General features: G+C 75.0%; 34 protein-coding genes. 14 read left to right on the top strand and 20 right to left on the bottom strand.

The features are described 5' to 3' along the window. Positions 1–2: 2 nt before the first annotated feature. The gene (locus tag F1C15_RS12250; RefSeq protein WP_185231487.1) at positions 3–608 is read right to left on the bottom strand and encodes a class I SAM-dependent methyltransferase; all 606 of its coding nucleotides are present in this window, start codon (positions 606–608) and stop codon (positions 3–5) included. A gap of 243 nt (positions 609–851) precedes the next feature. On the opposite strand from F1C15_RS12250, the gene F1C15_RS12245 reads away from it, so the two are divergent. Further along, entirely contained in the window at positions 852–1,283 is a 432-nt protein-coding gene (locus tag F1C15_RS12245; protein WP_056052452.1) for a BLUF domain-containing protein, read from the top strand. Between the two features lie 49 nt (positions 1,284–1,332). On the opposite strand, the gene F1C15_RS12240 is transcribed toward F1C15_RS12245, so the two are convergent. The 4 genes from F1C15_RS12240 to F1C15_RS12225 all read right to left on the bottom strand — a co-directional run bounded on the left by F1C15_RS12240 (position 1,333) and on the right by F1C15_RS12225 (position 4,602). Beyond that, positions 1,333–1,953 (bottom strand): maltose acetyltransferase domain-containing protein, encoded by a 621-nt coding sequence (locus F1C15_RS12240; protein ID WP_056052449.1) that lies wholly within the window; start codon positions 1,951–1,953, stop codon positions 1,333–1,335. A gap of 9 nt (positions 1,954–1,962) precedes the next feature. Beyond that, positions 1,963–3,273: a Na+/H+ antiporter NhaA gene (gene nhaA, locus F1C15_RS12235; RefSeq protein WP_185231486.1), complete on the bottom strand. Its 1,311-nt coding sequence runs from the start codon at positions 3,271–3,273 to the stop codon at positions 1,963–1,965. 71 nt (positions 3,274–3,344) lie between these two features. After that, the gene (locus tag F1C15_RS12230; RefSeq protein WP_156369882.1) at positions 3,345–3,515 is read right to left on the bottom strand and encodes a hypothetical protein; all 171 of its coding nucleotides are present in this window, start codon (positions 3,513–3,515) and stop codon (positions 3,345–3,347) included. Between the two features lie 22 nt (positions 3,516–3,537). Next, positions 3,538–4,602 (bottom strand): spore photoproduct lyase family protein, encoded by a 1,065-nt coding sequence (locus F1C15_RS12225; protein ID WP_056052445.1) that lies wholly within the window; start codon positions 4,600–4,602, stop codon positions 3,538–3,540. 64 nt (positions 4,603–4,666) lie between these two features. Here F1C15_RS12225 and F1C15_RS12220 point away from each other — a divergent pair, with 64 nt between their 5' ends. The 6 genes from F1C15_RS12220 to F1C15_RS12195 all read left to right on the top strand — a co-directional run bounded on the left by F1C15_RS12220 (position 4,667) and on the right by F1C15_RS12195 (position 9,893). After that, positions 4,667–5,248, top strand: coding sequence for a MarR family transcriptional regulator (locus F1C15_RS12220; RefSeq protein ID WP_185231485.1), 582 nt, complete (start codon positions 4,667–4,669; stop codon positions 5,246–5,248). Continuing rightward, positions 5,245–5,712 (top strand): hypothetical protein, encoded by a 468-nt coding sequence (locus F1C15_RS12215; protein WP_185231484.1) that lies wholly within the window; start codon positions 5,245–5,247, stop codon positions 5,710–5,712. The genes F1C15_RS12220 and F1C15_RS12215 overlap by 4 nt, the downstream gene beginning before the upstream one ends. Before the next feature lie 182 nt (positions 5,713–5,894). Beyond that, positions 5,895–6,923 (top strand): iron-siderophore ABC transporter substrate-binding protein, encoded by a 1,029-nt coding sequence (locus F1C15_RS12210; protein ID WP_056052442.1) that lies wholly within the window; start codon positions 5,895–5,897, stop codon positions 6,921–6,923. Continuing rightward, positions 6,923–7,966 (top strand): iron ABC transporter permease, encoded by a 1,044-nt coding sequence (locus F1C15_RS12205; RefSeq protein ID WP_200931959.1) that lies wholly within the window; start codon positions 6,923–6,925, stop codon positions 7,964–7,966. The genes F1C15_RS12210 and F1C15_RS12205 overlap by 1 nt, the downstream gene beginning before the upstream one ends. After that, positions 7,963–9,081 carry an iron chelate uptake ABC transporter family permease subunit gene (locus F1C15_RS12200; protein WP_255465237.1) on the top strand — a complete coding sequence of 373 codons (1,119 nt, stop codon included), beginning with the start codon at positions 7,963–7,965 and terminating at the stop codon, positions 9,079–9,081. Before F1C15_RS12205 ends, F1C15_RS12200 begins: the two co-directional genes overlap by 4 nt. Beyond that, on the top strand, positions 9,078–9,893 hold the full coding sequence (locus F1C15_RS12195; protein WP_056052440.1) for an ABC transporter ATP-binding protein: 816 nt from the start codon (positions 9,078–9,080) through the stop codon (positions 9,891–9,893). The genes F1C15_RS12200 and F1C15_RS12195 overlap by 4 nt, the downstream gene beginning before the upstream one ends. Positions 9,894–9,988: 95 nt before the next feature. On the opposite strand, the gene aztD is transcribed toward F1C15_RS12195, so the two are convergent. Genes aztD through aztB form a run of 4 tightly spaced genes read right to left on the bottom strand, consistent with a single transcriptional unit; the run spans position 9,989 to position 14,487 of the window. After that, the gene (gene aztD / locus F1C15_RS12190; RefSeq protein ID WP_185231482.1) at positions 9,989–11,254 is read right to left on the bottom strand and encodes a zinc metallochaperone AztD; all 1,266 of its coding nucleotides are present in this window, start codon (positions 11,252–11,254) and stop codon (positions 9,989–9,991) included. Between the two features lie 28 nt (positions 11,255–11,282). Next, the gene (gene aztC / locus F1C15_RS12185) at positions 11,283–12,221 is read right to left on the bottom strand and encodes a zinc ABC transporter substrate-binding protein AztC (RefSeq protein WP_185231480.1); all 939 of its coding nucleotides are present in this window, start codon (positions 12,219–12,221) and stop codon (positions 11,283–11,285) included. After that, positions 12,218–13,546: an ABC transporter gene (locus F1C15_RS12180; protein WP_185231478.1), complete on the bottom strand. Its 1,329-nt coding sequence runs from the start codon at positions 13,544–13,546 to the stop codon at positions 12,218–12,220. Before F1C15_RS12180 ends, aztC begins: the two co-directional genes overlap by 4 nt. After that, the gene (aztB, locus tag F1C15_RS12175; RefSeq protein WP_185231476.1) at positions 13,543–14,487 is read right to left on the bottom strand and encodes a zinc ABC transporter permease AztB; all 945 of its coding nucleotides are present in this window, start codon (positions 14,485–14,487) and stop codon (positions 13,543–13,545) included. Before aztB ends, F1C15_RS12180 begins: the two co-directional genes overlap by 4 nt. A gap of 42 nt (positions 14,488–14,529) precedes the next feature. Here aztB and aztA point away from each other — a divergent pair, with 42 nt between their 5' ends. Beyond that, positions 14,530–15,225, top strand: a complete 696-nt coding sequence (gene aztA, locus F1C15_RS12170) for a zinc ABC transporter ATP-binding protein AztA (RefSeq protein ID WP_255465235.1) — start codon at positions 14,530–14,532, stop codon at positions 15,223–15,225. A gap of 129 nt (positions 15,226–15,354) precedes the next feature. Here aztA and F1C15_RS12165 read toward each other — a convergent pair whose 3' ends face one another. The 3 genes from F1C15_RS12165 to F1C15_RS12155 form a co-directional block, all read right to left on the bottom strand. Beyond that, the gene (locus tag F1C15_RS12165) at positions 15,355–16,149 is read right to left on the bottom strand and encodes an SDR family NAD(P)-dependent oxidoreductase (protein ID WP_185231474.1); all 795 of its coding nucleotides are present in this window, start codon (positions 16,147–16,149) and stop codon (positions 15,355–15,357) included. Positions 16,150–16,249: 100 nt separating this feature from the next. Further along, positions 16,250–16,549, bottom strand: coding sequence for a transcriptional regulator (locus F1C15_RS12160; RefSeq protein WP_056052422.1), 300 nt, complete (start codon positions 16,547–16,549; stop codon positions 16,250–16,252). Further along, positions 16,546–16,995, bottom strand: a complete 450-nt coding sequence (locus tag F1C15_RS12155) for a hypothetical protein (RefSeq protein ID WP_056052420.1) — start codon at positions 16,993–16,995, stop codon at positions 16,546–16,548. Before F1C15_RS12155 ends, F1C15_RS12160 begins: the two co-directional genes overlap by 4 nt. 137 nt (positions 16,996–17,132) lie before the next feature. Here F1C15_RS12155 and F1C15_RS12150 point away from each other — a divergent pair, with 137 nt between their 5' ends. The 3 genes from F1C15_RS12150 to F1C15_RS12140 all read left to right on the top strand — a co-directional run bounded on the left by F1C15_RS12150 (position 17,133) and on the right by F1C15_RS12140 (position 19,501). Beyond that, the gene (locus F1C15_RS12150) at positions 17,133–17,771 is read left to right on the top strand and encodes a TetR/AcrR family transcriptional regulator (RefSeq protein ID WP_185231472.1); all 639 of its coding nucleotides are present in this window, start codon (positions 17,133–17,135) and stop codon (positions 17,769–17,771) included. A gap of 39 nt (positions 17,772–17,810) precedes the next feature. Beyond that, positions 17,811–18,761: an aminoglycoside phosphotransferase family protein gene (locus F1C15_RS12145; RefSeq protein WP_185231470.1), complete on the top strand. Its 951-nt coding sequence runs from the start codon at positions 17,811–17,813 to the stop codon at positions 18,759–18,761. Positions 18,762–18,934: 173 nt separating this feature from the next. Continuing rightward, positions 18,935–19,501 carry a hypothetical protein gene (locus F1C15_RS12140; protein WP_185231468.1) on the top strand — a complete coding sequence of 189 codons (567 nt, stop codon included), beginning with the start codon at positions 18,935–18,937 and terminating at the stop codon, positions 19,499–19,501. A gap of 94 nt (positions 19,502–19,595) precedes the next feature. Here F1C15_RS12140 and F1C15_RS12135 read toward each other — a convergent pair whose 3' ends face one another. The 8 genes from F1C15_RS12135 to F1C15_RS12100 form a co-directional block, all read right to left on the bottom strand. Next, the gene (locus F1C15_RS12135) at positions 19,596–20,009 is read right to left on the bottom strand and encodes a hypothetical protein (protein ID WP_056052408.1); all 414 of its coding nucleotides are present in this window, start codon (positions 20,007–20,009) and stop codon (positions 19,596–19,598) included. 77 nt (positions 20,010–20,086) lie between these two features. Further along, on the bottom strand, positions 20,087–20,992 hold the full coding sequence (locus tag F1C15_RS16310; protein ID WP_185231466.1) for an Asp23/Gls24 family envelope stress response protein: 906 nt from the start codon (positions 20,990–20,992) through the stop codon (positions 20,087–20,089). 147 nt (positions 20,993–21,139) lie between these two features. Continuing rightward, positions 21,140–21,745, bottom strand: a complete 606-nt coding sequence (locus F1C15_RS12125; RefSeq protein WP_056052402.1) for a hypothetical protein — start codon at positions 21,743–21,745, stop codon at positions 21,140–21,142. Further along, the gene (locus tag F1C15_RS12120; RefSeq protein WP_056052398.1) at positions 21,742–22,323 is read right to left on the bottom strand and encodes a DUF6286 domain-containing protein; all 582 of its coding nucleotides are present in this window, start codon (positions 22,321–22,323) and stop codon (positions 21,742–21,744) included. The genes F1C15_RS12125 and F1C15_RS12120 overlap by 4 nt, the downstream gene beginning before the upstream one ends. Beyond that, the gene (locus F1C15_RS12115; protein ID WP_056052395.1) at positions 22,320–22,673 is read right to left on the bottom strand and encodes a hypothetical protein; all 354 of its coding nucleotides are present in this window, start codon (positions 22,671–22,673) and stop codon (positions 22,320–22,322) included. Before F1C15_RS12115 ends, F1C15_RS12120 begins: the two co-directional genes overlap by 4 nt. Further along, positions 22,670–22,858, bottom strand: a complete 189-nt coding sequence (locus F1C15_RS12110) for a DUF2273 domain-containing protein (RefSeq protein ID WP_056052392.1) — start codon at positions 22,856–22,858, stop codon at positions 22,670–22,672. Before F1C15_RS12110 ends, F1C15_RS12115 begins: the two co-directional genes overlap by 4 nt. Further along, the gene (locus F1C15_RS12105; RefSeq protein WP_185231464.1) at positions 22,855–23,292 is read right to left on the bottom strand and encodes an Asp23/Gls24 family envelope stress response protein; all 438 of its coding nucleotides are present in this window, start codon (positions 23,290–23,292) and stop codon (positions 22,855–22,857) included. Before F1C15_RS12105 ends, F1C15_RS12110 begins: the two co-directional genes overlap by 4 nt. A gap of 173 nt (positions 23,293–23,465) precedes the next feature. Then, on the bottom strand, positions 23,466–24,467 hold the full coding sequence (locus F1C15_RS12100) for a helix-turn-helix transcriptional regulator (protein WP_185231462.1): 1,002 nt from the start codon (positions 24,465–24,467) through the stop codon (positions 23,466–23,468). Between the two features lie 307 nt (positions 24,468–24,774). Between F1C15_RS12100 and F1C15_RS12095 the strand changes: the two genes are divergently transcribed. Genes F1C15_RS12095 through F1C15_RS12085 form a run of 3 tightly spaced genes read left to right on the top strand, consistent with a single transcriptional unit; the run spans position 24,775 to position 26,479 of the window. Beyond that, a complete protein-coding gene (locus F1C15_RS12095) occupies positions 24,775–25,440 on the top strand; it encodes an RNA polymerase sigma factor (protein WP_255465233.1) in 666 nt (221 codons plus the stop codon). Then, positions 25,437–26,090: an Asp23/Gls24 family envelope stress response protein gene (locus F1C15_RS12090; RefSeq protein WP_185231460.1), complete on the top strand. Its 654-nt coding sequence runs from the start codon at positions 25,437–25,439 to the stop codon at positions 26,088–26,090. Before F1C15_RS12095 ends, F1C15_RS12090 begins: the two co-directional genes overlap by 4 nt. Beyond that, positions 26,087–26,479: a hypothetical protein gene (locus F1C15_RS12085; protein ID WP_185231458.1), complete on the top strand. Its 393-nt coding sequence runs from the start codon at positions 26,087–26,089 to the stop codon at positions 26,477–26,479. Before F1C15_RS12090 ends, F1C15_RS12085 begins: the two co-directional genes overlap by 4 nt. Positions 26,480–26,504: the final 25 nt, after the last annotated feature.

Raw genomic sequence — 26,504 nt, 5'->3', positions numbered from 1 at the left:
CCTCAGCCCCGCGAGCGGGCCAGCACCGCACCGTGGGGCCGCGGACCCTTCGGCGAGCCCGTCCGGGTGTGCGTCTCGACGACCTCGAAGCCCGCCGCGCCGAGCTCGTCGGCGAGCCAGCCGACCGGCCAGCGCCAGGCGGTCACGACGGCGTGGTCGAACTGCTCCAGCTCGTCGCCGACGAAGAAGCCGACGAGCAGCCGCCCGCCGGGGCGGAGGGCCCGGGCGGACTCGGCGAGCGCGCGACCCACTGCCGCGGGCTCGTGGTGGATCAGCGAGTACCAGGCCAGGACTCCCCCGAGCGTCCCCGCCCCGTCGGGCAGGGCGTCGACGCTCGCGACCGTGAAGGGCACGGCGGGGTGGGCGGCGCGGGCGTGCTCGACGAAGGCCGGCACCTGGTCGACGCCCCGGGCGTCGGCACCGAGCCCGGCGAGGTGGGCGGTCCAGTGCCCGGGCCCGCACCCGGCGTCGAGCAGGGGCCCGTCGACGTCGTCGGCCCACGCCTCCACCAGCTGGCGGTCGGACGGGTGCACGGACGACATCGACCCGAGGTGCTCGGCGTACTCGGCGGCCCGGCGCGAGTACGCGTGCTCGACGTCTGAGGTCATGCGGGGAGCCTACGAGGAGGCGCGGCGCAGCGGAGCGAGACGGCCGGACGCCCGGGCAGGACGGTCCAGGACCGCTGATCCACTCCGGAGTGGATCAGCGGATCCGGACCACGACTCCCGCTCGTCGCACGTGGTCGCACCCCGCCACGCCTCCGGCGCGCTCCCGGCACGCCCCAGATCGGGGTGTGGCACCGGGTGCCGGGATGGGGCAGGCTCGGTGAGCACCTCTCTCGGAAGGACCCCGTGCTCTCGCTCGTCTACACCAGTGCCGCCCGCACCCCGTTCTCGGACGGCGACCTCGCCACCCTGCTGATGAACAGCCGCGCCAACAACCGTCGCCTGGGTCTCTCCGGCTTCCTCATGCACAAGCAGGGCCGGTTCGTCCAGGTGCTCGAGGGGCCCGAGGAGGCCGTCCAGCAGCGCTACGCGCTCATCGCCGCCGACCCCCGCCACACCGACCTCGACGTCCTGCTCCGCGAGACCATCGACGAGCGCCGCTTCGGCGCGTGGACGATGGGCTACCGCGCCACGACCGACACCCTCGTCGACGAGATCCCGGGCTACGCCGACGTGTCGGGCGCCTCGCTCGACGTCGCGCGCTCGCGCCCGGACCTCGAGCCGTCGGTCCGGTCGCTGCTCGACTGGTTCCGCGCCCCGCTGCCGGCCGGCGCCTGAGGCCCGACCCGCGACTCCTCGGGAGCCCTGCTCCCCCGGGCTGCCGGCCTCAGAGCGAGCGCGGCTCGCGCCAGCGGTGGTCGCGGTCGGCGTCGGTGACCTCACGGAGGACCCGCGCCGGCACTCCCCCGACGACGACCATCGGCGGCACGTGGGCCGTCACGACGGCCCCGGCCGCGACGACCGAGCCGGCGCCGACCGTCACGCCGGGCAGGATGACCGCGCCCGCGCCGACCCAGACGTCGTCGCCGAGGTGGACCGGCGCCGAGAACTGGCTGCCGTCGCGCCGCACCTCGGGGTGCACCGGGTGCCCGGTGGTGCTGATGGTCACGTTCGGCGCGATCATCACCCGGTCGCCGACCACGACGGCCACGTCGTCGACCACGGTCAGGCCGAAGTTCACGTAGACCTCGTCGCCGAGCACGACGTTGTCGCCGTAGGCCACGTGCAGCGGGGGCTCGACCCAGACCCCGGTGCCGACCGAGCCGAGCATCTCGTCGAGGATCTCGCGGCGACGCTCGGTCTCCCGCGGCCGCGTCGCGTTGTAGTCGTACGCGAGCTCCTTGCCGCGCACGCGCCGCTCGGCGAGGTCCTCCAGGCCCGGGCCCCCGTCGGTGTACAGCTCGTGGGCCGCCATCCGGCGGCGGACGTCGTCGTCGCGCTCGTTCATCGGGCCAGGCTACGGGGCGGTGACGCCCTGCTCGGTCCGGTGGCGCTCGTGCCAGCGGCCGCGCGCCGACAGCACGACGCCGCCGAGCACGGCTGAGATGAGCGACCCGACGAGCACGCCGACCTTGACCACGTCGTCCTGCTCGCTGCCGGTGCCGTAGGCGAGCTCGCCGACGAGCAACGAGACGGTGAACCCGATGCCCGCGACGAGCGAGAGGCCGACGACGTCGGGCCAGCGGAGGCTCGGGTCGAGCTTGATGCCGGGGAGGCGCGTCACCAGCAGCGATGCCCCCGTTATGCCGACCGACTTGCCCACCACGAGGGCGACGACGATGCCGATCGCGACGCTGTCGCGGAGCGACTCGGTGAGGCCCGAGAAGCCGCCCACCGAGACGCCCGCCGAGAAGAAGGCGAAGATCGGCACGGCGACGCCCGACGAGATCGGGCTCCAACGCTCGGCGAAGTGGTGCGTGAGCGCGTGGCGCTCCTCGTGGCCGTCGGCGTCGACGTGCGTCACGCCGGCCCGCCGGGTGGCGATCGCCGGCACCAGCAGGCCCAGCGCGACGCCCGCGATCGTGGCGTGGATGCCCGAAGCGTGCACGAGGGCCCACGCGACGACGCCGAGCGGGATGAGCAGCCACCACGAGCGGACCCCGCGGCGCACGAGCACGGCGAACGCGGCGAGCGGCAGCAGGGCGAGCAGGAGCGGCACGACCGCGATGCCCGCCGTGTAGAAGATCGCGATGATCGTGATGGCGATGAGGTCGTCCACCACGGCCAGGGTGAGCAGGAAGGTGCGGAGCGCCGGGGGCAGCCGCTTGCCCACGACCGCGACGACGGCCACCGCGAAGGCGATGTCGGTGGCGGCGGGGATGGCCCAGCCCTGCAGCGCGTCGGGCCCGGCACCGATGTTGATCGCGGTGAAGATCAGCGCCGGCAGGGCGACGCCGCCCACGGCCGCGGCGATCGGCAGGGTGGCCACCCGGGGGTCGCGCAGCGAGCCGGCGACGAACTCCTGCTTGAGCTCGAGGCCGACGACGAAGAAGAAGATCGCGAGCAGGCCGTCGGCGGCCCAGGTGCCGACGCTGAGGTGGAGGTGCAGCGCCTCGGGGCCGAAGGTGGTGTCACGGACCTGCGCGTAGAACGAGCCGGCCGGGCTGTTCGCGATGACCAGGGCGAGCACGGTCGCCCCGAGCAGCAGCAGGCCGCCCGTGGTGTCACGGCTGACGAAGCGCGAGAGGCGCTGGGCCCGGGAGGCGGGCGCCGCCGAGGGCGAGGGCGGCGTCGAGGAGGCGGGGGCGGGCGTGGCGGAGTCGGGCACGGTGTCCTAGAGGGGTCGAGTCGAGCGGTGACGGGTCGGGGGGCGACCTGCCGGGCTCGGGGCCCGCAGGTCTACGCCGCTGGCGGCGGGCAGCCGGCGATCTCGCCGTGGGCGTTGCTGCCCCAGAGGCTCATCCAGCCGTTCGTGCCGCAGGTGCGCTTCGTCAGCACCAGGCGGTTGGGGAACGCCTGAGCCCGCACGCGCGCACGACGGCACGACGACGAACTGAGGGAGGCGGACACGACGACAAGGGTACCTCTCCGGTCAGAAGGCGTACCGGATGCGGCACCACGGCGCGACCTCGGCGACGAGCGCCGTGAGGGCGGCGACCCCCTGTGCCTTGAGGTCGTACCGGTAGCGCAGGTTCTCCGCCCCGTTCTCGGAGGTCTTGGCCTCCTGGAGGTCAGGGCGCCAGATCAGCTCCTCGCCCCTCGGGTGCCAGCGCTCGTTCACCTCGTGCAGGGCGGCGTTGTGCGTCAGGAAGATCATCTCCGCCGCCGCCTGCTCCTTGGCCGCCGGCGACAGCACGTCGTCGACCTCCCGCAGCAGCTCGCGCCAGTCGTCGAGCCACCCCGGCGTCATGATCACCGGCGAGAAGTTGAGGTGCACCTCCCACCCCGCCGCGACGAAGTCGTTCACCGCGGCGATCCGCTCGCTCATCGGGCTCGTGCGGAGGTCGGTGACCTTGGCGACCTCCGCCGGCATCAGCGAGAAACGGATGCGCGAGCGGCCCTGGGGGTCCCAGTCGAGCAGGTCGCGGTTGACGTACTTCGTGGCGAACGAGGCCTTGGCCGTCGGCGTCATGCGGAAGAGCTCGCAGACGTCGCGCACGTTCTCGGCGAGCAGCGCGTCGACCGAGCAGTCGCTGTTCTCGCCGATGTCGTAGACCCACGCCTCGGGGTCGCACTGGTTCGGCTCGGTCTTCGGGCCCTGCTTCTGCACGTGACGCGCGAGGTGCCGCGAGATCTGCTCGACGTTCGTGAAGAGCGTGACCGGGTTGCTGTAGCCCTTGCGCCGCGGCACGTAGCAGTAGACGCAGGCCATCGCGCAGCCGTTCGCCAGCGACGGGGCGATGAAGTCGGCCGAGCGCCCGTTCGGCCGGGTGACGACGCTCTTCTTGACGCCGAGCACGAGGGCCTCGGTCTTGATGCGCACCCACCGGCGCACGTTCGCCTCGTCGCCGTGCACCTCGGGGATCCGCCAGTGCGACTCGACCGGCACGACGGTGGCCTCGGGCCAGCGCCCGATGATCTCCTGCCCGCGGGGCGACGCCGCCGCCTCGGGCTCGGCGTAGATGCGACGGACGTCGAGCAGCGGCGAGGGAGTCATCGCCCCTTGTCTACCCGCCACCTCCGACACGGACATTCCCACGTTCATGCAGAAAATGAATAGCATGATCCACATCATGAATAGGAACGACGGCACCCTCCCGATCTTCAAGACGGAGGCACAGGCTGCTGCGCTCGAAGCACTCCTGCTGAGCGATCGGCCGCTCTCGACGCGGGAGATCATCACCGCGACGGGCGCGAGCCAGCCGACTCTCCACCGCGAGCTGACGAGGCTCGTCGACGCAGGGCTGCTCGTGCGCACCACGGTCGGCCGCAGCGCACTGTTCGCTCCCGACGAGGCGAACCCTGCCGTCGCGCCGCTGCGGACGCTCATCACCCTGTCGCGCGGCCCGCAGGCCCTGATCACGACGGCACTCGCGGATGTCCCCGGCATCAGCCGGGCCCTCATCTTCGGGTCGTTCGCCGCGCGGTCCACGGGAGCCCCGGGAGCGGCGCCGGACGACATCGACCTGCTCATCGTCGGGAGCCCGGTCCGTCGCGATGTCTACGACGCCCTCGACCCGCTCGACCAGGCCCTGCGACGCGAGGTGAATGTGACATTCTTGAGCGATGACCGCTGGGACGCTGCTGAGGACGAGATCGTGACGAGGATCCTCGGCGAGCCGAGGCTGGAGCTGCTCCCGTGAGCTACGGGCAGGCCGATCTCGAAGCGATGGTCTCCGACGGAGACCTGGAGGCCTGTCCCGCCGATGCCGCGGGCGCGAGAGCGCTGCTGACCAAGGCCCGCCGACACGTGGAGACAGCGCGGTCGTTGATCGACGACGACACGGAGATCGCCGCCGACGCCCTGCACGCCGGCAACAGGAAGGCGCTGGAGGCCGTGCTCCTCGACCGCGGTCTCAGATCCACCAAGAAGGGCGGGCACATCGCCCCTCGTCGAGCCGTCCAGTCGATGCTCGGCGGCGGGAGAGGGCTGCTGGGGGTCTACGACGTCGTCAGGCGACTGCGGCACGAGGGCGACTACACGCTCACCGATCTCCACCCGGACGATGTCCGCGACAACCTCCAGGACTCCCTCGCCCTCGTCGAGGCCTGCGAGAAGGTCATCGGGATGATGCCGCCCTTCTCTGCGGGTCGTGCACGATCTTGACGATCACTCGACGCCGAACGACCGGCTTGCCGATCGCGACGGGGCCACTGCTAAGGTAAGGCTCACCTAAGGCCGACCACGGGTCGCTCCGATCACGAGCGCCCCTGCGACGCGGCGTGCTCCCGAGCACGCCCTCCCGGAGCGTCGAGCCGGGCCCCTGCACCCGTCCCGGAAGGACACCCATGCCCCGCACCACGCGCCTGCTCGCGATCAGCGCAGCATCCGCCCTCGCCCTCGGCCTCGCCGGGTGCTCCGCCGACGCCGGCGACTCGACCGACGCCTCCTCGGGGTCGTCCGGGTTCACGCCGATCACGATCGAGCACGCCCTCGGCACGACGACGATCGAGACGAAGCCCGAGCGCGTCGCCACGGTCGCCTGGGCGAACCACGAGGTGCCGCTGGCCCTCGGCGTCGTGCCCGTCGGGATGGCCGCCGCGAACTTCGGCGACGACGACGGCGACGGCCTGCTGCCCTGGGTCGAGGAGAAGCTCACCGAGCTCGACGCCGAGACCCCCGTGCTCTTCGACGAGACCGACGGCATCGACTTCGAGGCCGTGGCCGACACCGACCCCGACGTCATCCTCGCCGCGTACTCGGGCCTGACGCAGGAGGACTACGACACCCTCAGCGAGATCGCGCCCGTCGTCGCCTACCCCGAGACCGCGTGGGGCACCGCCTGGCGCGACATGATCGAGCTCAACAGCGAGGCCATGGGCATGGCCGACGAGGGCGAGCAGCTGGTCAGCGACCTCGAGTCCGAGATCAGCGACACCGCCGACGCCCACCCCGAGCTCGCCGGCACCTCGGCGATGTTCCTCACCCACGTCGACACCGGCGACCTCAGCGAGGTCAGCTTCTACACGACGCACGACACCCGCGTGCAGTTCTTCGACGACCTCGGCCTCGAGCAGCCCGGCAGCATCACCGAGGCCAGCGACGCGACCGAGCTGTTCTCGCTGACGCAGAGCGCCGAGCAGGCCGACGCGTTCGACGACGTCGACGTGATCGTCACCTACGGCGACGAGACCCTCGTCGACGCCCTCGAGGCCGACCCGGTGCTCTCGCAGATGCCCGCGGTGAAGAACGGCGCCATCGTCGCCCTGCCCGGCACCACCCCGCTCGGCACGGCTGCCAACCCGACGCCGCTGTCGATCTCGTGGATCCTCGACGACTACGTCGACCTCCTCTCGCAGGCCGCCGCGAAGTCGTAGTGACCACAGCCCCCCCGCTGCCCGCCGCGGGCGTCGCCGTCGTGCGACGCCCGCGGCGTCTGCGCGCCGTCTGGCTGCTCGTGCTGGTGGCCGTGCTGGTCGGCGTGGTGCTGCTCAGCGTGACGGTCGGCTCGCGCGACGTGTCGCTCGCCGACGTGTGGGCGGCCCTCGGCGGCGCGACCGACGGCTTCGACCGCGCGTCGGTCGCGAAACGGGTGCCGCGCACCGTGCTCGCCGTCGCGGCGGGCGCGGCCCTCGCCGTCTCCGGCGCCGTGATGCAGGGCGTGACACGCAACCCCCTGGCCGACCCGGGGATCCTCGGGGTCAACACCGGCGCCTCCCTCGCCGTCGTCGCGGGCATCGCGTTCTTCGGCCTCAGCGCCTCGACCACGACGATCTGGGTCGCCGTCGCGGGCGCCGGCGCCACGGCGCTCGTCGTCTACGCGATCGGCTCGCTCGGCCGGGGCGGGGCGACGCCGCTCAAGCTCGCGCTCGCCGGCGCGGCCACCTCGGCGGCCCTGGCCTCGTTCATCACCGCGATCGCGCTGCCCCGGGGCGACATCGCGTCGAGCATCCGCTCGTGGCAGATCGGCGGGGTCGGCGGCGGCACCTGGGCGAGCCTCGAGCAGGTCGCGCCCTTCCTCGTCGTGGGCGTCGTCGTCTGCCTGCTCTCGGCCAAGGCCCTCAACTCCCTCGCCCTCGGCGACGACCTCGCGGCCGGCCTCGGCGAGCGCGTCGCCGTCGCCCGCGGGGCCGCCGCGCTCGGCGCCGTCGTGCTCTGCGGGGCGGCCACCGCCGTCACCGGCCCGATCGGCTTCGTCGGCCTCGTCGTGCCGCACGCCTGCAGGCTGCTCACCGGCGTCGACCACCGCTGGCTGCTGCCCTTCTCGGCCGTCGCCGGCGCCGTGCTGCTCACGGGCGCCGACGTCGTCGGCCGCGTCGTGGCCCGCCCGGCCGAGATCGACGTCGGGATCGTCACCGCCCTGATCGGAGCGCCCGTGTTCATCTGGATCGTCCGACGCTCGAAGGTGAAGGCCCTGTGAGCGCGCCGACCGACCTCCGGGCGTCGACGCCCGTGCCGCCCCGCGGGCCCGGCGGCGAGCCCGCCCGCCCCGGCTCGAGCCGCCTCGACGCCGTCGCCGCGTCGGTCGCCGCAGGCCGTGCCCGGCGGGGCCGCCGGCGTCGGGCCGTGGTCGGCGTGCTCGTCGCCGCCCTCGTCGTCGTCTTCGTGCTGAGCCTCATGGTCGGCCGCACCTTCTACGGCCCCGGCGAGGTGCTGGGCGTGGTGCTCGGGCAGGACGTGCCCGGCGCGACCTTCACGGTCGGGCGCCTGCGCCTCCCCCGCGCGGTGCTCGCCGTCGCCGCGGGCCTCTGCTTCGGCCTCGGCGGCGTGACCTTCCAGACGATGCTCCGAAACCCGCTCGCGAGCCCCGACATCATCGGCATCAGCTCGGGGGCCAGCGCCGCCGCCGCCTTCGCCATCGTGACGCTGTCGCTCGACGACGGCCAGGTCTCGGCCTTCGCCATCGCCGCCGGCCTGGCGGTCGCGGTGCTCGTCTACCTGCTGTCGAAGCGCGGCGGGGTCGCCGGCACGCGGCTCGTGCTCGTCGGCATCGGCGTCGCCGCGATGCTCGACAGCCTGACGGCGTACGTGCTGTCGAACGCCGCGCAGTGGGACCTGCAGGAGGCGACCCGCTGGCTCACCGGCAGCCTCAACGGCAGCAGCTGGCCCCAGGTCGTGCCCGTGCTCGTGGCCCTGGTCGTGCTGACGCCGCTGCTGCTCAGCCGGTCGCGCGACCTCGCGGCGACGCAGCTCGGCGACGACGCTGCGTCGGCGCTCGGCGTGCGGGTCGACCGCACGCGCCTCGTGGTCATCGTCGCCGCGGTCGGGCTCATCTCGTTCGCGACGGCCGCCTGCGGGCCGATCGCGTTCGTGGCCTTCCTCTCCGGGCCGATCGCGGCCCGCCTGGTCGGGCCGAGCGGCTCGCTGCTCGTGCCGTCGGCCCTGGTGGGCGCCCTGCTCGTGCTCGTCGCCGATGTCGTCGGGCAGTACGCGCTCGGCACGCGCTTCCCCGTCGGGGTCGTCACGGGCGTGCTGGGCGCTCCGTACCTGATCTGGCTCATCGTCCGCACCAACCGATCGGGAGGCTCCCTGTGACCGCCGACCACACGCTCGACGCCGAGCACCTCACCCTCGGCTACGGCGAGCTCACCGTCGTCGACGACCTCAGCCTCGTCGTGCCGCCCGGGCGGATCACCGCCATCGTGGGGGCCAACGCCTGCGGCAAGTCGACGCTCCTGCGGTCGATGTCGCGCCTCCTCAAGCCCCGGTCGGGCCAGGTCGTGCTCGACGGGCGCGAGGTGCACCGCACCCCGGCGCGCCAGCTCGCCCGCACCCTCGGCCTGCTGCCGCAGTCGCCCGTCGCGCCGGAGGGCATCACCGTCGCAGACCTCGTCGGCCGCGGCCGCCACCCGCACCAGGGCCTCCTCTCGCGCTGGAGCAGCGACGACGACCGCGCCGTCGCCGAGGCGCTCGAGGCCACCGAGACGACCGCCCTCGCCGACCGGTCGGTCGACGAGCTCTCGGGCGGCCAGCGCCAGCGCGTCTGGATCGCCATGGCGCTCGCCCAGCAGACCGACGTGCTGCTGCTCGACGAGCCGACGACCTTCCTCGACGTCAGCCACCAGGTCGAGGTGCTCGACCTGTTGACCGACCTCAACCGCCGTCGCGGCACGACGATCGTCATGGTGCTGCACGACCTCAACCTCGCGGCGCGCTACGCCGACCACCTCGTCGCCCTGGCGGCGGGCCGCGTGCACGCGGCGGGCGCCCCCGCCGAGGTGCTGACGGAGGACTGCGTCCGAGCCGTGTTCGGCCTCGACAGCCGTGTGGTCGCCGACCCCACGACGGGCGCGCCGATGATGCTCCCGCTCGGGCGGCACCACGTCGTCGCCGAGCCGACGGCCTGAGGCGCGGGCGCTCCAGACGGACGGACCCCGGGGAGGCGCGCTGCCGGTCGCACCGGCACCGCGCCTCCCCGGGGCGTCGACTCGTCGCTCGGGCGTCAGCCCGTGACGACGGCGATCTCGTTCGGCGCGGCCGGCAGCTCGGCCGAGGCCAGCACCTCGCCGGTCGCCGCGTCGACGCGGTGGATCGAGCGCGTCGCCGCGTCGGTGACCCACGCCGAGTCGCCGACCACGGTCAGGCTCGGGTGCGAGTCCTGCCACTCGGCCGGGCCCGTCCACGGGTCGATGACCGGCCACGAGTCGGTGGCCTCGCCGGTCTCGCCGTCGAGGCGGTGCAGCGCCCCGTCGGTGCCGAGCACGAGCACGTCGTCGTCGGCGGTGCGGGCGACGCCCTTCCAGGTGTAGGCGACGCCCTCGGGCAGGTCGACCACGCTCGACGACTTCGCCGCGGTGTCGACCATGGTCAGCTGCGTGAGCTCGTAGCCCTCGGAGTCGGGGTCCGAGTTGTAGTCGCCGAACATCACCGGCGACGAGTCGGTGACGTACGCGTTGCCCGTGCGGCCGTAGGCGTCCGCGGCGGGCAGCTTGGTGAACGTGCCGTCGTCGTAGACCAGCACGCCGTCGCTGCAGCCGAACACGGCCACCTCGTCGGCCGTCGTGCCCTCGCCGTGCACCGACGGGCACTCCTCGCTGCGCGCGATCTCGTCGCGGTCGGCGTCGAGCGCCCGCACGCCGGTGCGGCCCTCGCTGTCGCCGATGGTCGTCAGCAGGGTGCCGTCCTCGAGCTCGATCGAGACGCCGTGGTGGGCCTCGGGCGCCGGGATCTGCTCGGTCTCGGGCAGCTCGCCGGTCGACGAGGCGTCGAGCAGGTCGGCGGTGTCGAAGACCGTCGTCTCGCCCGTGCCGTCGGAGAAGAGGATCGTCTTGTCGCCGTGGCGCACCACGTGGCCGGGGGTCGGAGCGTCGAAGACGAGGTCGGTCAGCTCGGGCTCGGCGACGCGGTGCTCGCCGTCGGCCGTGGTCCAGGCGCCCGTGTCGAGCACCTGGAAGCCGTCGGTGGTGGAGACGAGCACGTGGCGCCCGTCGCCGGACGAGTTGACGCGGTTGAAGCCGGCCAGCTCGATGTCGGCCCGCTGCTCGAGGGTGTCGGCGTCGAGCACGAGCAGCCCGCCGTCGTAGGTGAGGGCCACGCGGGGCTGCGCGGCGGAGGCGGTGGTGCCGCCGGCCTCGGAGCCCGCGCCGGCCTCGGCGTCGGTGCCCGCGCCTCCCGAGCAGGCGGTGAGGGCGAGGGCCGCGCCGGCCGTGAGCGCGAGCCCGGCCAGGCCTCGACGGCGTCGCGGGTGTCGCTGGTGTCGCTGGGTCATGGGGTCCTTCCTTCGGGGTGGCGGCCGGTCAGGGAGACAGGCCGTGCGAGATGAGCTGCTCGTTCGAGCGCATCATCTCGAGGTACGTGGCGGCGCCCCCGCCGGGGGCGCTGAGCGACTCGGTGTGCAGGGCGACGACCTCGACGTCGACGTCGGCCTCGTCGGCGAGCACCTGCACCAGCCGGTCGGGCTGGGACGAGTCGGCGAAGATCGTGGCGACCCCCGCCTCCTCGATCGCGTCGGTGAGGTCGTCGAGGTCAGAGGCGCTCGGCGCCGCCAGGGTCGTGCCGCTCGGCAGCACCGCCCCGACGACCCGGAAGCCCCAGCGCTCGGCGAGGTAGCCGAAGACGTGGTGGTTCGTCACGAGCGCGCGGCGCTCGGCCGGGATCGCCGCGAACGTCGCGGTCAGCTCCGCGTCGAGCGTCTCGAGCTCGGACCGGTAGGAGGCGGTGGCGGCGGTCAGGCGGTCGACGTCGATCCCGTCGACCTCGGTCGCCAGCACGGGCTCGAGCCCGTCGACGACGTCGAGCACGCGCCCCGTGTCGGTCCAGAGGTGCGGGTCGGGCTCGCCCTCCGCGTCGCCGTCGACATAGGCGAGCGGCTCGATCAGGTCGCCCGCCTCGACGACCGGCACGCCCGCCGCCCCGGCCGCGTCGACGTGCTGCTGCAGCCCCTCCTCGAGGCCCAGACCGTTCGAGACGACGAGGTCGGCGTCGAGCATCTCGGCCGCCTCGCGGGCGGAGATCTCGACGGAGTGCGGGTCGGCGCCCGGGGGCATCAGGGTGACGACGTCGACCTGGTCGCCGACGAGCTCGCCGACGACGTCGCCGAGGATGTTCGTCGTCACGACGACGCGCGGCCGGTCGCCGGTGCCGGCGGTGCCCGGGCCGGCGGCCGTGCAGCCGGCGGCGGCGAGCAGGGCACCCGCCGCGACGGCGGCGGCCAGGGCGGTGCGCGCGGCGCTCATCGGCCCGTCTCCACCAGGAGGCTCGCCGGCAGGGCGAAGCTGCGCGCGACGCGGGCCGCGTCGGCGTGGTCGATCTCGTGCACCTGGCCGGTCGACGGCGAGGCCACGTAGCTGCGCGAGGCGTCGACCTCGAGCCGGACGCCCTCGGGCAGGGCGCCGTCGACGAGGTCGCCGGCGAGCAGCGGCTCGGTCTGCGCCACGAGCCCGTCGGGCGACAGGACGACCACGCGCCCGGAGGCGTCGACCCCGACGACCGTGTCGTCGGGGTCGCCGACCGCGGTCGCGCGCAGCAACGGTTCGGGGGTCTCGATCAGGGTCCAGGCACGGGCCCGCGCGTCGAGCAGCCAGGCACCGCGGGTGCCGGCGACGGCCGCGAGGGCGGGTCGCCCGGGGCGCTGCTCGAACGCGGTCGCGACGTCGGCGGGGGCGGTGCCCGCGGGGTACGGGACGCGCTCGACCGCCGCGGACGAGCCGTCGTCGCCCTCGGTCACCAGCACGGCGCCGTCGGAGCAGCCCACGACGACGCCGACCCGGGTCGCGGCGGCGCCGCGCAGGTCGGGGCAGGAGGCGAGAGCGCCGTCGACCTCGTCGCCGTCGGCCGTGAGGACCCGGACGGCGTCGGCCACGTCCTCGCCGGCGGCGCCCGTCGCGGTGCTCGCGACCAGCAGGCCGCCGAGCGGCACGAGCACGCCCTCGGCCCCGAGGCCCTCGACGCGCGCCCGCTCGTCGAGCTCGCCGTCGGCCAGCGCCTCGCCGTCGAGCACGACGCCCGTCCCCGAGCCGTCGAAGGCGACGGCCGTGAGCGAGGCGCTCGAGGCGATCCGCGCCTCCCCCGCTCCGTCGCCGCCGTCGATCTCGCCGGGCTCCGCGACGACGCGCGGGTCGGCCAGGTAGTAGTGGGAGTGGTCGCCGTGCGGCACCGTCCACGCCCCGCCGTCGACCAGGGTCACGGCGCCGTCGTCGGTCGACGCCAGGACGTACCGGCCGTCGGTGCCGAGCCGGGTCGCGTCGACCCCCTCGGCGAGGGTGACGCTCTGCTCGGTGGCCGGGTCGAAGGCGGTCAGGGCGCCGTCGGCGAGGGCCACGAGGCGGAGCTGCGGCTCCTGGAGCTCGTCGGCGCCCTCCACGAAGCCGTGGCCGGCCCCCGTGGTGGCGGTCGCGGCGGCGTCGGGGTCGGCGGCGTCGTCGGTGTCGGCCGCCGGGCCGCTGCCGCACGCGGCGAGCGCGAGCGCGGACGCGACGGCCACGGGCAGGAGGAGGGCACGGCGACCGACGGTCGACGAGCGGGCGGGGCGGCGGGAGGTGCGGGCGGGGCGCGAGGTCACGGGTGGACCGTCTCCTTCGGGGTCGGGGCGGGCAGGGCGGTCGACGCGCCGTGCGCGTCGTGCGCGTCGGGCGAGGCCGGTGCGTCAGGAACGCCGTGCGCGTCGGAGGTGGAGGAGGGGCGCCGGAGGCGCGTGGCCGTCGCGCGGACCGCCGCCGACACGGCCGTGAGGGCCACCGCGACGAACGCGATGCTCGCGCCGGCCGCCGTGGAGGCGTGCCACGAGACGAGGAGCCCCACGACGACGGCGACGGCGCCGAGGGCGGCGGCGAGCAGCATCGTCGTCGGGATGCGGCGCATCCAGTGGCCGGCCGCGACCGCGGGGCCGAGCAGCAGGCCGACGACGAGCAGGCTGCCGACGGCCTGGTACGACGCCACCACGACGAGCGTGACCAGCCCGATCAGCACCACCTGGGCGAGCTGCGGCCGGAGGCCCGAGGTGCGCGCCACGCGGGGGTCGAAGGCGAGGGCGACGAACGGTCGGTGGAAGGCGACGACGACCGCGACCGCGACGACGAGGGCGACGGCCAGGAAGCCCAGGTCGCCGGCGTCGATCGCGAGCACGTCGCCGAAGAGCACGGCGGTGAGGTCGGTGGCGAACGACCGGGAGCGCGAGACGATCACGACGCCGAGGCTGAGCAGGGCGACGTAGAGCAGGCCGATGGCCGTGTCGGGCGAGACCCGCGAGCGGCGGGAGGCGATGCTCACCCCGGCGGTCATGACGCTCGCGCTGACGGCGGCGCCGAGCACCGGCGGCAGGCCGAGCAGGGCGGCGGTCGCGACGCCGGGCAGCACCCCGTGGGCCATGGCCTCGCCGAGGAAGGCCGCGCCGCGGACGACGACCCAGGTGCCCACGACTCCGCACAGCGCGGCGACCAGCACGCCGCCGACGAGGGCGCGCAGCAGGAAGGCCGTGGAGAAGGGCTCGAGGAGGAACATCACCCGGCGACCCTACATGAAAACGATTCTCGTTATGATTCTCATGTGACTGCCTCAGATCTCGCCGACGCCCTCCTCGACCCGACCCGCGCCTCCCTCGGCCCCGACGCCCCTCCCCTGGCTCGTCTGGTCGGCGTGACGGCCCGGCACGACGGGGCGGTGGCGCTCGACGACGTGTCGGTCGACGTGCCGCGGGGGCGGCTGACCGTGCTCGTCGGGCCGAACGGCTCGGGCAAGTCGACGCTGCTGAGCGTGCTGGCCAGCACGCACGACGACCTGTCGGGCACCGTCGAGCGGCCCCGCGGGCGGACGACGGCGGTCGTCGTGCAGCGGAGCGCCGTCACCGACCGACTGCCGATCACGGTGCGCGAGACCGTGTCGATGGGGCGCTGGGCCGACCGCGGCGCCTGGCGCCCGCTGCGCCGGAGCGACCGCGCGATCGTCGACGAGAGCCTCGAGGCGCTCGACATCGTCGGGCTCGCCGGGCGGCCGCTCGCGAGCCTCTCGGGCGGTCAGCGCCAGCGCGCACTGGTCGCGCAGGGGCTGGCCCGGCGAGCCGAGCTGCTGCTGCTCGACGAGCCGACCGCGGGGGTCGACGCGGCGGCGACGGCGGCGATCCGGCGGGCGGTCGCCGCGGAGCTGGCGCGCGGGGCGACGGTCGTCGAGGCGACGCACGACGCGTCGCTGCGCGGGCCCGACGTGGCCGTGGTGCACCTGGTCGACGGGCGGCGCGTGCACTGAGCCGCGGCGGCGCCGCAGAGCGGCCGGCGGCTGCGGCGGCGGCGCCGAGCAGACGCCGAGGTGACCCGTCCTGGGCCCCGACGCCCGCCGAGGGCGCAGGACGCGTCACCTCGACGCCCCGCCCCCGCCTCAGGGCAGGATCGAGTCGACGTACCCGCCGTCGACCCGCAGCGCCCCGCCCGTCGTGGCCGAGGCGAGCGGCGACGCGAGGTACACCACCATGTTCGCGATCTCCTCCGGCTCGATCAGCCGCTGCAGCAGCGACTGCGGCCGGTGCTCGACCATGAAGCGGTGCTGCGCCTCCTCCCACGGCAGGTCGCGGGGCACGAGCTCGTAGACGAAGTCCTCGACGCCGTCGGTGTGGGTCGGCCCGGCGATGACCGAGTTGACGGTGACGCCCGTGCCCGCCGCGGCCTTCGCGAAGCCGCGCGACACGGCGAGCAGCGACGTCTTCGACATGCCGTAGTGGATCATCTCGGCCGGCGTCACGATCGCCGAGTCGCTCGCGATGTTCAGCACGCGGCCCCAGCCGGCGCCGGTCATGCCGGGCAGGTAGAGGCGGGTCAGGCGCACGGCCGACAGCACGTTCACCTCGAAGTAGCGCCGCCACTCGTCGTCGTCGATCGAGAGCGGGTCGGCCGAGCCGAAGACGCCGAGGTTGTTGACGAGCACGTCGACCTCGGGCACGAGGCCCTGCACCGCGAGCGCGCCCTCCGCCGTCGAGACGTCGCCGGGGGCGGCCGTGAAGGAGGCGCCCGGTGCGTCGTCGAGGAGCCCCGCGATCGCGTCGTCCACGCGGGAGGCGGTGCGCCCGTTCACCGCGACCGTCGCGCCCGAGCGGGCGAGGCCGAGCGCGATCGCGCGGCCGATGCCCTGGGTCGAGCCCGTCACGAGGGCGGCCTTGCCGGTGAGGTCGATCTGCACGGGGTGGTCCTTCCGTCGGGGCGGCGAGGGCGCCGCCGCCCCATCGTGCACCCGCGGGCGGTCGAGGCGCGGGCGGTCGGTCGAGACTCGGGCGGTCGGCTCAGCCGGCGGCGATCTCGCGGAGGGTCGCCAGGTGCTCGGCCCACGCCGTCCGCCCCGCCGCGGTGAGCGACAGCGTCGTGCGCGGCCGCTTGCCGACGAAGCCCTTCTTGACCCTGACGAAGCCGGCCGTCTCGAGCGTGCTGATCTGCTTGCTGAGGGCGGAGTCGGTCACCTGCACGGCGTCGCGGAGGTCGCCGAAGTCGAGCTGGTCGGCGGCCGCCAGCGCGGCGGTGATCGAGAAGCGCACCGGCTGGTGCAGCACCTCGGAGAGGCGGAGTCGCGGGTGCGGATCGCTCATCGCCGGGCCTCCCGGGCCTCGACGGCCGCGAAGCCCACGGTGATCGCCATGAGGGCCGCGGCCAGCAGGCACGTCGCGACGACCGCCTCCCCCTGGGAGCCCGCGACGACGATCATCGCCGGCACGTAGACGACGAAGAGGGCGACGATGAAGCCGATCCAGCGGCGGGAGGCGCCGGCGGCGGTCGAGCGCATCACCGCGAGCTGGAAGACGACGACGACGAGCACCCACGCGAGGAGGCCGACGAGGGCGACGAGGTAGTTCGCGCCGGCCGTCAGGCCCATCGCGAGGGTGCCCATCGAGACGGCGGTGCCGAGCGAGAGCATCACGGCGACGGCGGGCCAGCCGGCCGCGGCGGTCGTGAGCCGGCCGGTGGCGCGGGCCTCGGCGAGCAGGCGGCGGGCCTCGTCGGGGCTGGGGGCGGAGGCGGGGGTCTCGGTGTTCATGACGGGGCTCCTTCGGTGGTGGCCGGGCCTCGGTGCCCGTCCGTCTGCCTCCACACTAGGCAAGTACTTTCCACTTTAGCAAGTACTTTCCGCGAGCTGATCACCGGGACCGTCCGCACCGCCGGTACCCTCGGACCGTGCCCCCGACCGCCGACGCCGACGCCCCCGCCTCCGCGGGCGACCGGCCGACCCGGGGCCGCCCCGCCGAGATCGACCCCGCGGCGCTCGCCCGCACCGCGGTCGCCCTCTTCGAGGAGCGCGGCTACGACGCGGTCAGCATGGCCGACGTCGCCGAGGCGGCCGGCATCGGGCGTCGCAGCCTGTTCCGCTACTTCCCCACCAAGGCCGACCTCGTCTGGGACGGCGCCGAGCCGGTCGGCGACGAGATGCAGCGCAGGCTCCGGTCGAGCCCGCCCGGCGACGACCTCCTCGGGGCCTACGGCGACGCGTTCGTCGCGGGCCTCGCGGTGCCGGCGCTCGACCTCGCCGCGACGCGGGCCCGGCTGCGCATCATCGCGGCGCACCCCGAGCTGTTGACGCAGGTGGGCTCGCGGATGGGCAGCCGCTCGACGACGCTCGCGGCGTTCATCGCCGAGCGCCGCCCCGACCTCGTCGGGACGGTCCGGATCGTCGTCCTCGCCGACGCGCTGAGCGCCGCCACGTACGCCGCCCTCCGGTGGTGGGCCGTCGAGAGCGACGACGAACGACCCGACGCCGCGATCCGCGAGGCGCTCGAGGCGCTGGCCGACCTCGCCCGGCCACCCCGCGACTCCTGACCCGCCGGCCCGCCGCTCGCTGCGCGCTAGCGTGGGCCGATGGACTCCACGCCCTCACGTGCCCGCTGGGACGACCTGCCCGTCGAGCTGCGAGAGGCGGTCGCCGGGGTGCTCGGCAGCCCCGTCGTGACCGCCGTCAGCCAGGTCGCCGGGTTCTCACCGGGCAGCGCCGACCGCGTCGTCGCCGCGGACGGCCGCCGAGCTTTCGTCAAGACGGCCGACCGGCGCCGCAGCCCCGAGACGGCCGACCTGCACCGACGAGAGCTGGCCGTCGCCGAGGCGCTGCCCGCCAGCGTGCGGGCCCCCGCCCTGCTGGGGTCGTGGGTCTCCGACGACTGGGTCGCGCTCGTCCTCGACGACGTCGAGGGGCGGCACCCCGGGGAGGCGCGCGACGGCTCCGACGTCGACGCCGTCCTGGACGCGTTCGCGACGCTGCCCGTGGCCCGGGGGTCGATCGCGTTCGAGGGCCTGCCCGAGGCCGCCGACGAACTCGGCGGCGAGGCGGCCGGCTGGGACCGGCTCGAGGCGGACGGTGCGCTCGACGCGCTCCCGGACGAGGTGCGCCGCGACCTCCCGGAGCTCCGTGCGGCGGCCGCGCGGGCCGCCGAGGCCGCCGCGGGCGACCACCTGCTGCACCTGGACGGCCGCGCCGACAACGTGCTCGTCGACGCCGACGGCACCGCGTGGCTCGTCGACTGGCCGTGGGCCGCGATCGGCGCCCGCTGGATCGACGGCGTCCTCTACCTCCTCGACGTGCTCGTGCGCGGCGAGCGCGTCGACGTCGAGGCCGTCCTCCGGTCGCACCCCCTGCTGGCCGACGTGCCCGCCGACGACGTCGACGCCGTGCTCGCCGCCGTCGCCGGGTCGTTCTTCGACAAGGCCCGGCGACCGTCACCCGAGGGGATGCCGAGCCTGAGGGCGTTCCAGCACCACGAAGGAGTCGCCGCCGCTGGCTGGTGGGCAGACCGCCGGGCGGCACGCCGACGGTGACGGCGCTGGCCGACCTCGCTCGGCCGCCCCGCGACTCCTGACCCGCCCTCCCCACGATCGAGCGGTCACGATCTGCTCCGATCCGGATCGGGGCGGAGCAGATCGTGACCACTCGGCGCCGCTGCGCTAGCGTCGGGGCGACGGGCCGGGGGCCCGACAGCAGGGAGCAGCAGATGACCGACGACGACCGGGACGGCCTCCCCGACCTCTCGACTCTCCCGCCCGCCCTCCGCGGCGGCGGCTGGCGCGGCACCGTCGGCGCCGCCCCGCTGACGGTCGGGCGGTCGCTCGCCGCCGTGGCCTCGGGCGTCCTCGCCGGCCTCGCGACCGTCGTCGTCGTGCTCGTCGTGGCCGTCATCGCGTCGCCGAGCGGCTGGGAGGGGCTCGGCATCGTCCTCCTGGCCCTCGCCGGCGGCATCCTCGTCGCCTGCCTGGTCGCTGCCCTCGTCGTCAGGGCGTTCGTCCGGACGCGCCAGCGGGGCAGCCGCTTCTCGGGCGTCTTCTCCGCCGCCCTCGCGGTGCTCCTCGTCGCCCAGGCGGCCCTGGTCGCCGGGGCGGGGTCGGGGCTGCTCACCGGGCCGGCCGCCGATCTCCGCCTGCTCGACTGGGTGCTCGTCCCGATGCTGTGGACGGTGCCGGCGGCCGCCGCCGGCGTCGTGCGCGCGCGGGTCGTCGCCGCGGTCGCGGGCCTCGGCGCGGTCGTCGTCGTCGTGGTCGCCCTCCTCCGCCTCACGACCTGACCCCCGCCCCACGACCGAGTGGTCGCGATCTGCTCTCCCCCGGGGCGGGCAGGAGCAGATCGCGACCACTCGAGGCCGGTGCGGGAGGCGCGGGTCAGCCGCCGACGCCCGCCCGCGCCACGAGGTCCTGGATGAAGGGCCACACGTCGCGAGCCTGATCGACCCCGGCGAGGGCGGTGGCGAAGAGCGGCCAGAGCGACACGAGCAGCGTCGAGACGACCGCCGCCACCGCCAGCACCCAGGCGAGGGCGCCGTGGCGGGAGAGGAACACCAGGCCGAGCAGCGCCAGAGCGAGCAGGAAGCCCACCGCCGCCGCGCCCGCGATCGACCCGACGGGCACGTCGAGCGCACCAGCGGTGCCGCCGTCGGCCGCGCCGATCAGGGCGAGCACGGGCACGAAGACCCCGCCGACGACGAGCAGGCAGACCACCAGGCCGGTGGCGAGGGCCCACCAGACCGCCCGGGGGCGGTGCGGTCGGCGGCTGGTCGTGGTGCGTCGTCCGAACATCGTCGTATCTCCTGCGTGCGGTCGGGTCAGGGCGGGTCGGTCAGGGCGTGCCGGGGCGGGGCGGGGCGGGGGCCGGGTCAGGCCCGGCGGGCGTCGTCGTCGGCGGCGGCGGCGCGGGCGGCGTCGGCCGCGGCCTCCGCGGCGCGGGCAGCCGCCTCGGCGGCGTCGACGGCCGCGTCCGCGGCGTCGCGCTCGGCGTCGACGGGGCCGGTGCGGTCGCCGTCGTCGCCGTGACCGTCGGCCGCGCGCTCCCACTCGACGGCGGCGGCGGCGTCGTGCGTGACCGGCTCCGCCTTCGGGTCACGGGCGGAGGCGTCACGGGCCGCGGCGTCGCGGGCCTCGCCGGACGCGTCGTCCACCGCGTCGGCCGTGCCGTCGATGGCGTCCGCGATCGCGGTCCGCGCCGAGTCGGCGAGGTCGGAGGCGCGCTCACCGAGCGACCTCGGGTCGTCGGCCGGTGCGCCGTCCTCGACCCGCGACTCCTCGTTGTCCGCCCCACGGCGCGGCTCCGCGTCGTCAGCGTCGGGCGACGCGTCGTCGGCGGGGGCGACGTCGTCGAACGGGCCGTGCACGTCGACCACCGACACGTCGACCGAGACCGGCTCGCCGTCGAGCTGGCCGACAGCGTGGCCGACCTGCGTGCGCACCTCGTCGGCGAGCTCCGTGACGTTGGTCGGGTACTCGGCCACGAGGGCGATGTCGACCTGCAGGCCGGTCGACGCCTGCGTCACGGTCACGCCGGTCACGCCGCCCGCGCCGAGGCGCGACCGGACGACGCCGACGAGGCGCGCCGAGGGAGTGCCGAGCGCGTGGACGCCCGTCGTGCCGAGCACGGTGAGCGCGATGGTGCGCTCGAGGGCGGCCTCGGGCGACGAGGCGTCGACGGGCCCGAGGGAGTCGAGGTCGATCCGGGTGACGTGGTGGGTGGCGCTGGTGCTGGTGCTGGTGCTGGCGCTGGTGCTGGTGCTGGTGCTGGTGCTCATGGTGCGGCCCCTTCTCGGGCGGTCGGCCGCGCGGGCGGCTCGGAGTGGAGTGCGGGTGGGAAGGTCGTGCGACCGAGAAGCGGCCCTCGCCCTCGGTCGAGGTCGAGGGCCGCGTCGGTGGTGCGGGTGCGTCGTGCCGGGCGGTGCTCAGTCGAGCCGCGTCGCTCCGGACATCTGCGTGCGGAGGCCGCCGTTGATCTGCACGACGACGGGGGTGACCGTGCCGAGCAGCTCGTCCCAGCGGGCCACGGCCTCGTCGACGGCGCGACGGAGGTCGACCGGCGAGGCGCCGCGGCGGGCGTCGACGGTCACGCGGAGCACGTTCTCGCCCTTGACGCGGAAGGCGACGACGTCGGCGGCGAGGACGCCGGGCGTGCTGGACAGCGCCTCCTCCAGCACGTCGGCAGCGACCCGCGCGTCGACGACGACGTGGCCGCCGGTCGGCGAGTGGCTGCCCTCGGCCTCGGAGAGGTCGAGCAGGGTGCTGGTGCGCCCGCCGCCCTGACGGACGATGAACACGACGAGCAGGAGGGCCAGCACGAGGCAGGCCGCGGCCGTCACCCAGAGGATCCAGACCTGGCCGCCCGAGAGGGCGTCCGTGACCGGGCCGGTCGCGTCGGACGCGCCGTCGGAGACCGTCTGCTGCACGTCGGGCCACAGCGCGCCGACCGCGACGGCGGCGCCGGCGAGGAGGAGCACGAGGCCGACGACGAAGACGACGATGCGGTTGAGAGCGCGGTTGGTGTCGTTCATCGACCGACCTTCCCCTTCTTCTTGGACAGCTTCACGCGGGGGCGGAGCGTCGGCGAGTAGTCGTAGCTCGAGATCTCGCCGCGGACGGCCTCCTCGATGCTGCGCAGGTCGGCGGTGCGGCCCGACACGGGGTCGATCTCGACGAGCGCGACCTTCTTGCCCACGCTGACGCTCACCCGGTCGGGGTGGACGTCGCCGGCGAAGCTGGCCGTGCGGGCGAGCGACCGGGCGATGACCCGGTCGTCGACCACGGCGGCGGTGCGGTCCGCCGTGGCGGCGCGGCGACCGCGACGGCCGGGGGCGAGCGACACGACGATCAGCACGAGGCCGACGATCGCGACGACGGCACCGATCGCGGTGAGCGCTCCGACCGGGGCGCCGGCCGCGCCGAGCACGGCCGAGGCGGCGTCCGCCGGGGCGACGAGCAGGGGCGCGGTGCCGAGGGCCGCGAGCACGGACTCCGTGCCGATCCAGGCGAAGACCAGGACGAGCAGGACGGCCAGGGTCACGGCGACGCCCGACCTCGACGAGTGCGTCTCCCGCCGGAGGACGCGGCGGTAGGTGCTGCTGGTGCTCATGAGACCCGCCTCCTCTGGCTGAGCTCGGCGCCGGTGATCTGCAGGTCGACGCGTTCGACTTCGGTGCCGGTCAGCTGCAGGACGCGCTGCCGGATGGTGGACTGGGCCGACGTGAGCCGGTCCAGCAGGGTGCCCGCCGTGCGGTTCGGCACGCCGAGCGGGGTGAGCCGCACGGGGGCCTTGGCGACGAGGGTGAGCCCGCCGTCACGGTCGGACAGCTCCACGGACACGTCGGACGCCTTCGCGTCCAGTGCCTCCGCGGTGACGGCCGACACCACACGGCGCACGGCGCGCGACGTGATCACGGTGCGGCCGTGGAGGGCCTGGTCGGCCGTCACCGCCGCGGTCACGAGGACCGCCGCCCGCGGAGGGCGTCCGCGACACCGCGGACGTCCAGCTTGCCCTCGGTGAAGCGACCGACGAAGTAGCCGATCACGAGTGCGAGGGCGACCAGGAGGAGACCTCCGAAGCCGAACTGCAGGGCCGTCAGCGCGAGGACCGCGCCGACGAGCATGCCTCGGGTGGTGGCGGTCACTGGACGCGGCTGTCGTCGGCGTCGTCGGCGTCGTCCGACGGGATGTAGACGTCGGAGACGGTCACGTTGACCTCGGTGACCTCCATGCCGACGACCTGCGAGATGGCGTCGGTGACCGACTTGCGGACGTCGTCGGCGACCTTCTGGAGCTCGACGGGGTACTCGGCGACGATGACGATGTCGGCCGCGACCTGCTTCTCGCCGACCTCGACCGAGACGCCCTGGCCGCGGTCCTGCTGGTTGATGGCGTTGCGGATCGCGCCGATGGCACGCGCGGCGCCGTTGCCCAGGTCGTGCACGCCGGGGACCTCGCGGGCCGCGATGCCGGCGACCTTCGAGACGACGCCCTCGGCGATGGTGTTCTTGCCGGCGGCGTCGCCGGTGTGCTTGGCGGCAGCGGTGCTGGTGCTGGTGGCGGGGGTGACGTTGGTCATGGTCTGTCTCCTTCTCGTGCTGGTGGCGCCCCACCGGGTGGTGGTGCGGTGTTCCCGTCGGTGGGACTCATCATTCAGACGCATCGACGTGGTCAGGTGTCACGGTGGTTCAGGCGGCTGTCAGGAAGCGTGCTGAGGACACTCACTTCCCGGACATCCCGCCCGCGCATCCGTCATCGCCGCAGGGTCTCCCGCGGCTGCTCGCCGAACCGGCGGGCGTAGGAGGCCGAGAACCGGCCCAGGTTGCCGAAGCCCCAGCGGGTCGCGACGTCGGCGACGTGGACCTCCCGCGGGGCGGCGCGGAGCAGCTCGGCGTGGACGCGGTCGAGGCGGACCTGCCGCACGTAGGCCGCGGGCGAGGCGCCGAGCTGGCGGCTCATCGACTGCTGCAGGGTGCGGGGGTGCAGCCCCGCCGCCGCCGCGACGTCGGACGGCGTGATGGGCTCGTGGGCGTGCTCGTGGACGAAGTCCACGGCGTCGCGCAGGCGGCCCGGGCCGACGGACCGGACGGTCGCGGGCACGTCCGAGACGCTCCAGGGGAAGAGGTCGAGGATCGCGTGGACGAGCACGAGCTGCGCCTCGGCGCGGAGGAGGGGCGACGTGCCCATCTCGACGAGCGGGCCGGTGACGGCGGCCAGGGCGCGCCTCCATCCCTGCACCGCCTCGGGCGCGGGCGTCGCCGAGCCGTCGAGCACGACGAGCTGGGCCGGGCCGCCGTGTCGCTCGCGGGCGGTCTCCTCCAGGAAGCCGGGCTCGACCTGCACCACGTGCTGCACGTGCGGCGACAGCCGCAGCTCGTAGGGCAGCTCGGTGGGCAGGGGGAACGGGTCGGAGGCGCGGCTGCGGTGGCCGCCCCGGCGGTGGTCGACGGACCCGGCCCCCTCGCGGAACCAGCCGACGGCGTAGCGGTCGGGCCACGGCACCTCGCCGTGCAGCCGCCCGCCGAAGGTCGACGTGAGGAGGGTGACGCGCCCGTCGTCGACGGACGAGCAGCGGTACGTGAACGCGTCGTCGACGGCCTCGGCCCGGAAGCCGCGGCCGCCCCAGACCTGCTCGTAGTGCAGGCAGGCCTCGTCGGGATCGGTGCCGGAGGCGCTGGCCCGGCGGGGTCGGTCGGAGACTGCCGTGCCGTCGGCGGGGGCGGGGGCGACGGCGAGCGTCTGGTACGTGGTCATGCTCGGTTCCTCTCCGGTGCGCACGCCCTCGGGCGGGCACCACTGACAGGACGTGCGACGTGGCAGGTTCGTCACGGATCCGTCGTGCAGTGAGGATGATTCGTGTCTGCGGACGGGTTCGACGGGTCGCGTCGGCACCCCAGAAGACGGGCCGACAGGGTCGTCCGCCCCGTCGGCCCGTCGCCCCGGCGCGCCGTGAGGAGGCGCGGGGCGGGAGCGCGGTCCGGGGAGCGTGGGCCGGGAGGCGCGGATCACGAGGCCCCCGGACTCGACCAGCGGCCAGGACGCGCCGCCCGCCCAGCCCGCCGTGGTAGCAACGACAGCAGCGCGGGTCACCCACCCGCGCTCCGCCGCGGGCACGACGCTCCGCCCGGCGAGGTGCGCCGCACCCCGCCCGATCGCCCGGGAGGTCGACACCATCGCCGACGACCCGCTCCTCGACGCCTCGGACGGCACGCTCGCGACGCGTGCCCGGGACGGCGACGTGCACGCCTTCGAGGTGATCGCCCGGCGTCACGGCCCCCTGATGCGCGTGCTGGCCGGCCGGCTGCTCGGCTCCGACGTCGAGACCGACGACGTCGTGCAGGAGGCCTTCCTCGTCGCCTGGCGGCGGCTCGGCGACCTCGACGACCCGGGCACCCTCCGGGCCTGGCTGATGCGCATCGTCGGCAACCGGAGCATCGACCGGCTGCGGGTGCGCCGCGACCACGACGACGTCGACGCGTACGAGCGCCCGGCGCCGCGCTCGGAGGCCCCCGACCGACAGGTCGAGACGCGCCTCCAGCTCGACGCGATGTGGTCGGCCCTCGACAAGCTCCCCCTCGACCAGCGACGCTGCTGGTTGCTGCGCGAGACCGCGGGCTACTCGTACGCCGAGATCGCGCAGGCCCTCGACCTGCCGACCTCGACCGTGCGCGGGCAGATCGCCCGGGCACGGATCTTCCTGATGGGCGAGATGGAGGCATGGCGATGACACCGATCGACGACTCCGCGCCCCTCGACGCGGCAGAGCTGGTGGACGGCGTGCCCGTCGACGAGCTCGCCGACTACCTCGACCGAGGCCGGACGCCGCGCGACCCGCGCATCGAGGGGTCCGCCGAGTGCCGTCTGTACCTGCAGGCGCTCGACCGGGTGACGCGACTCTCGCACGCCTCCCTCGAGCGCGAGGCCGAGCGTGAGCCCGACCGCGACGACACCTGGATCACCGGCCTCCTCGAGACGATCCGCCACGAGGTCGTGGGCGGCCGCGACATCCCGGTCGGGCACCCCGACCCGGCGACGAAGCTCAGCGTCACCGAGGCCGCGGCGCGCGGGCTCGTGCGCCGCGCCGGCGACGACCTCGACGGGGTCCTGCTCAGCTCGACCTCGTTCGACGGCGACGTCGACACGGCGGGAGCGCCCGTCGTCGTGCGCGTCACGGCCGCGGTGCGCTACGGGCTCGACCTCAACGCCGTGGCCGACCAGCTGCGCGACCGCGTGGCCACGACGCTCGGGCTGCACACCGAGCTCGCCGTGACCGCGATCGACGTCACCGTCGACGACGTGTGGCTGCCGGGCGACCGCGGCACCGGCCCCGGCGCCGGCCCCCACACCGGCACCGGAACAGAGGAGGCGCGGAGATGACCGACGAGATGGTGGACGCCCCCGAGACGGCCGAGACCGACCAGGCCCTGTCGCGCGCCCTGACCCGGGCCCTGCGCGGCACGCCCGGCGTCGTCGACGTCTTCGACGCCCACCCCGTCGTCGAGGCGGCGGTCACCCTGGTCGCCGAGGGGCTCGAGCTCGCGGAGCCCACCGGCCTCGTCGACGTCGACCGCTCCGGCGGCCTGCTCTCCGTCGCCGCGCACGTCGCCACCGACGTGGCGGTGCCCACCCCGCAGATTCTCGCCCGGGCCGCCGACGTGGTCCGTCAGACCGTCGCGGAGCTCGGCGCCGGTGCCCATGAGGTCGTCGTCAGCGTCACGGCGCGTCTGGTCGAAGCGCCTCTCGAGGCGGCTCCGCCCGCGGAGTAGGTCGGGCGCTCTGGTGCGACCCCGC

This window comes from Frigoribacterium sp. NBH87 (genome assembly GCF_014217665.1).
In the GTDB taxonomy this organism is placed as follows: domain Bacteria; phylum Actinomycetota; class Actinomycetes; order Actinomycetales; family Microbacteriaceae; genus Frigoribacterium; species Frigoribacterium endophyticum.
The sequence above is the reverse complement of the archived record's forward strand: the minus strand, read 5'-3'. Positions and strand labels throughout refer to the sequence as shown.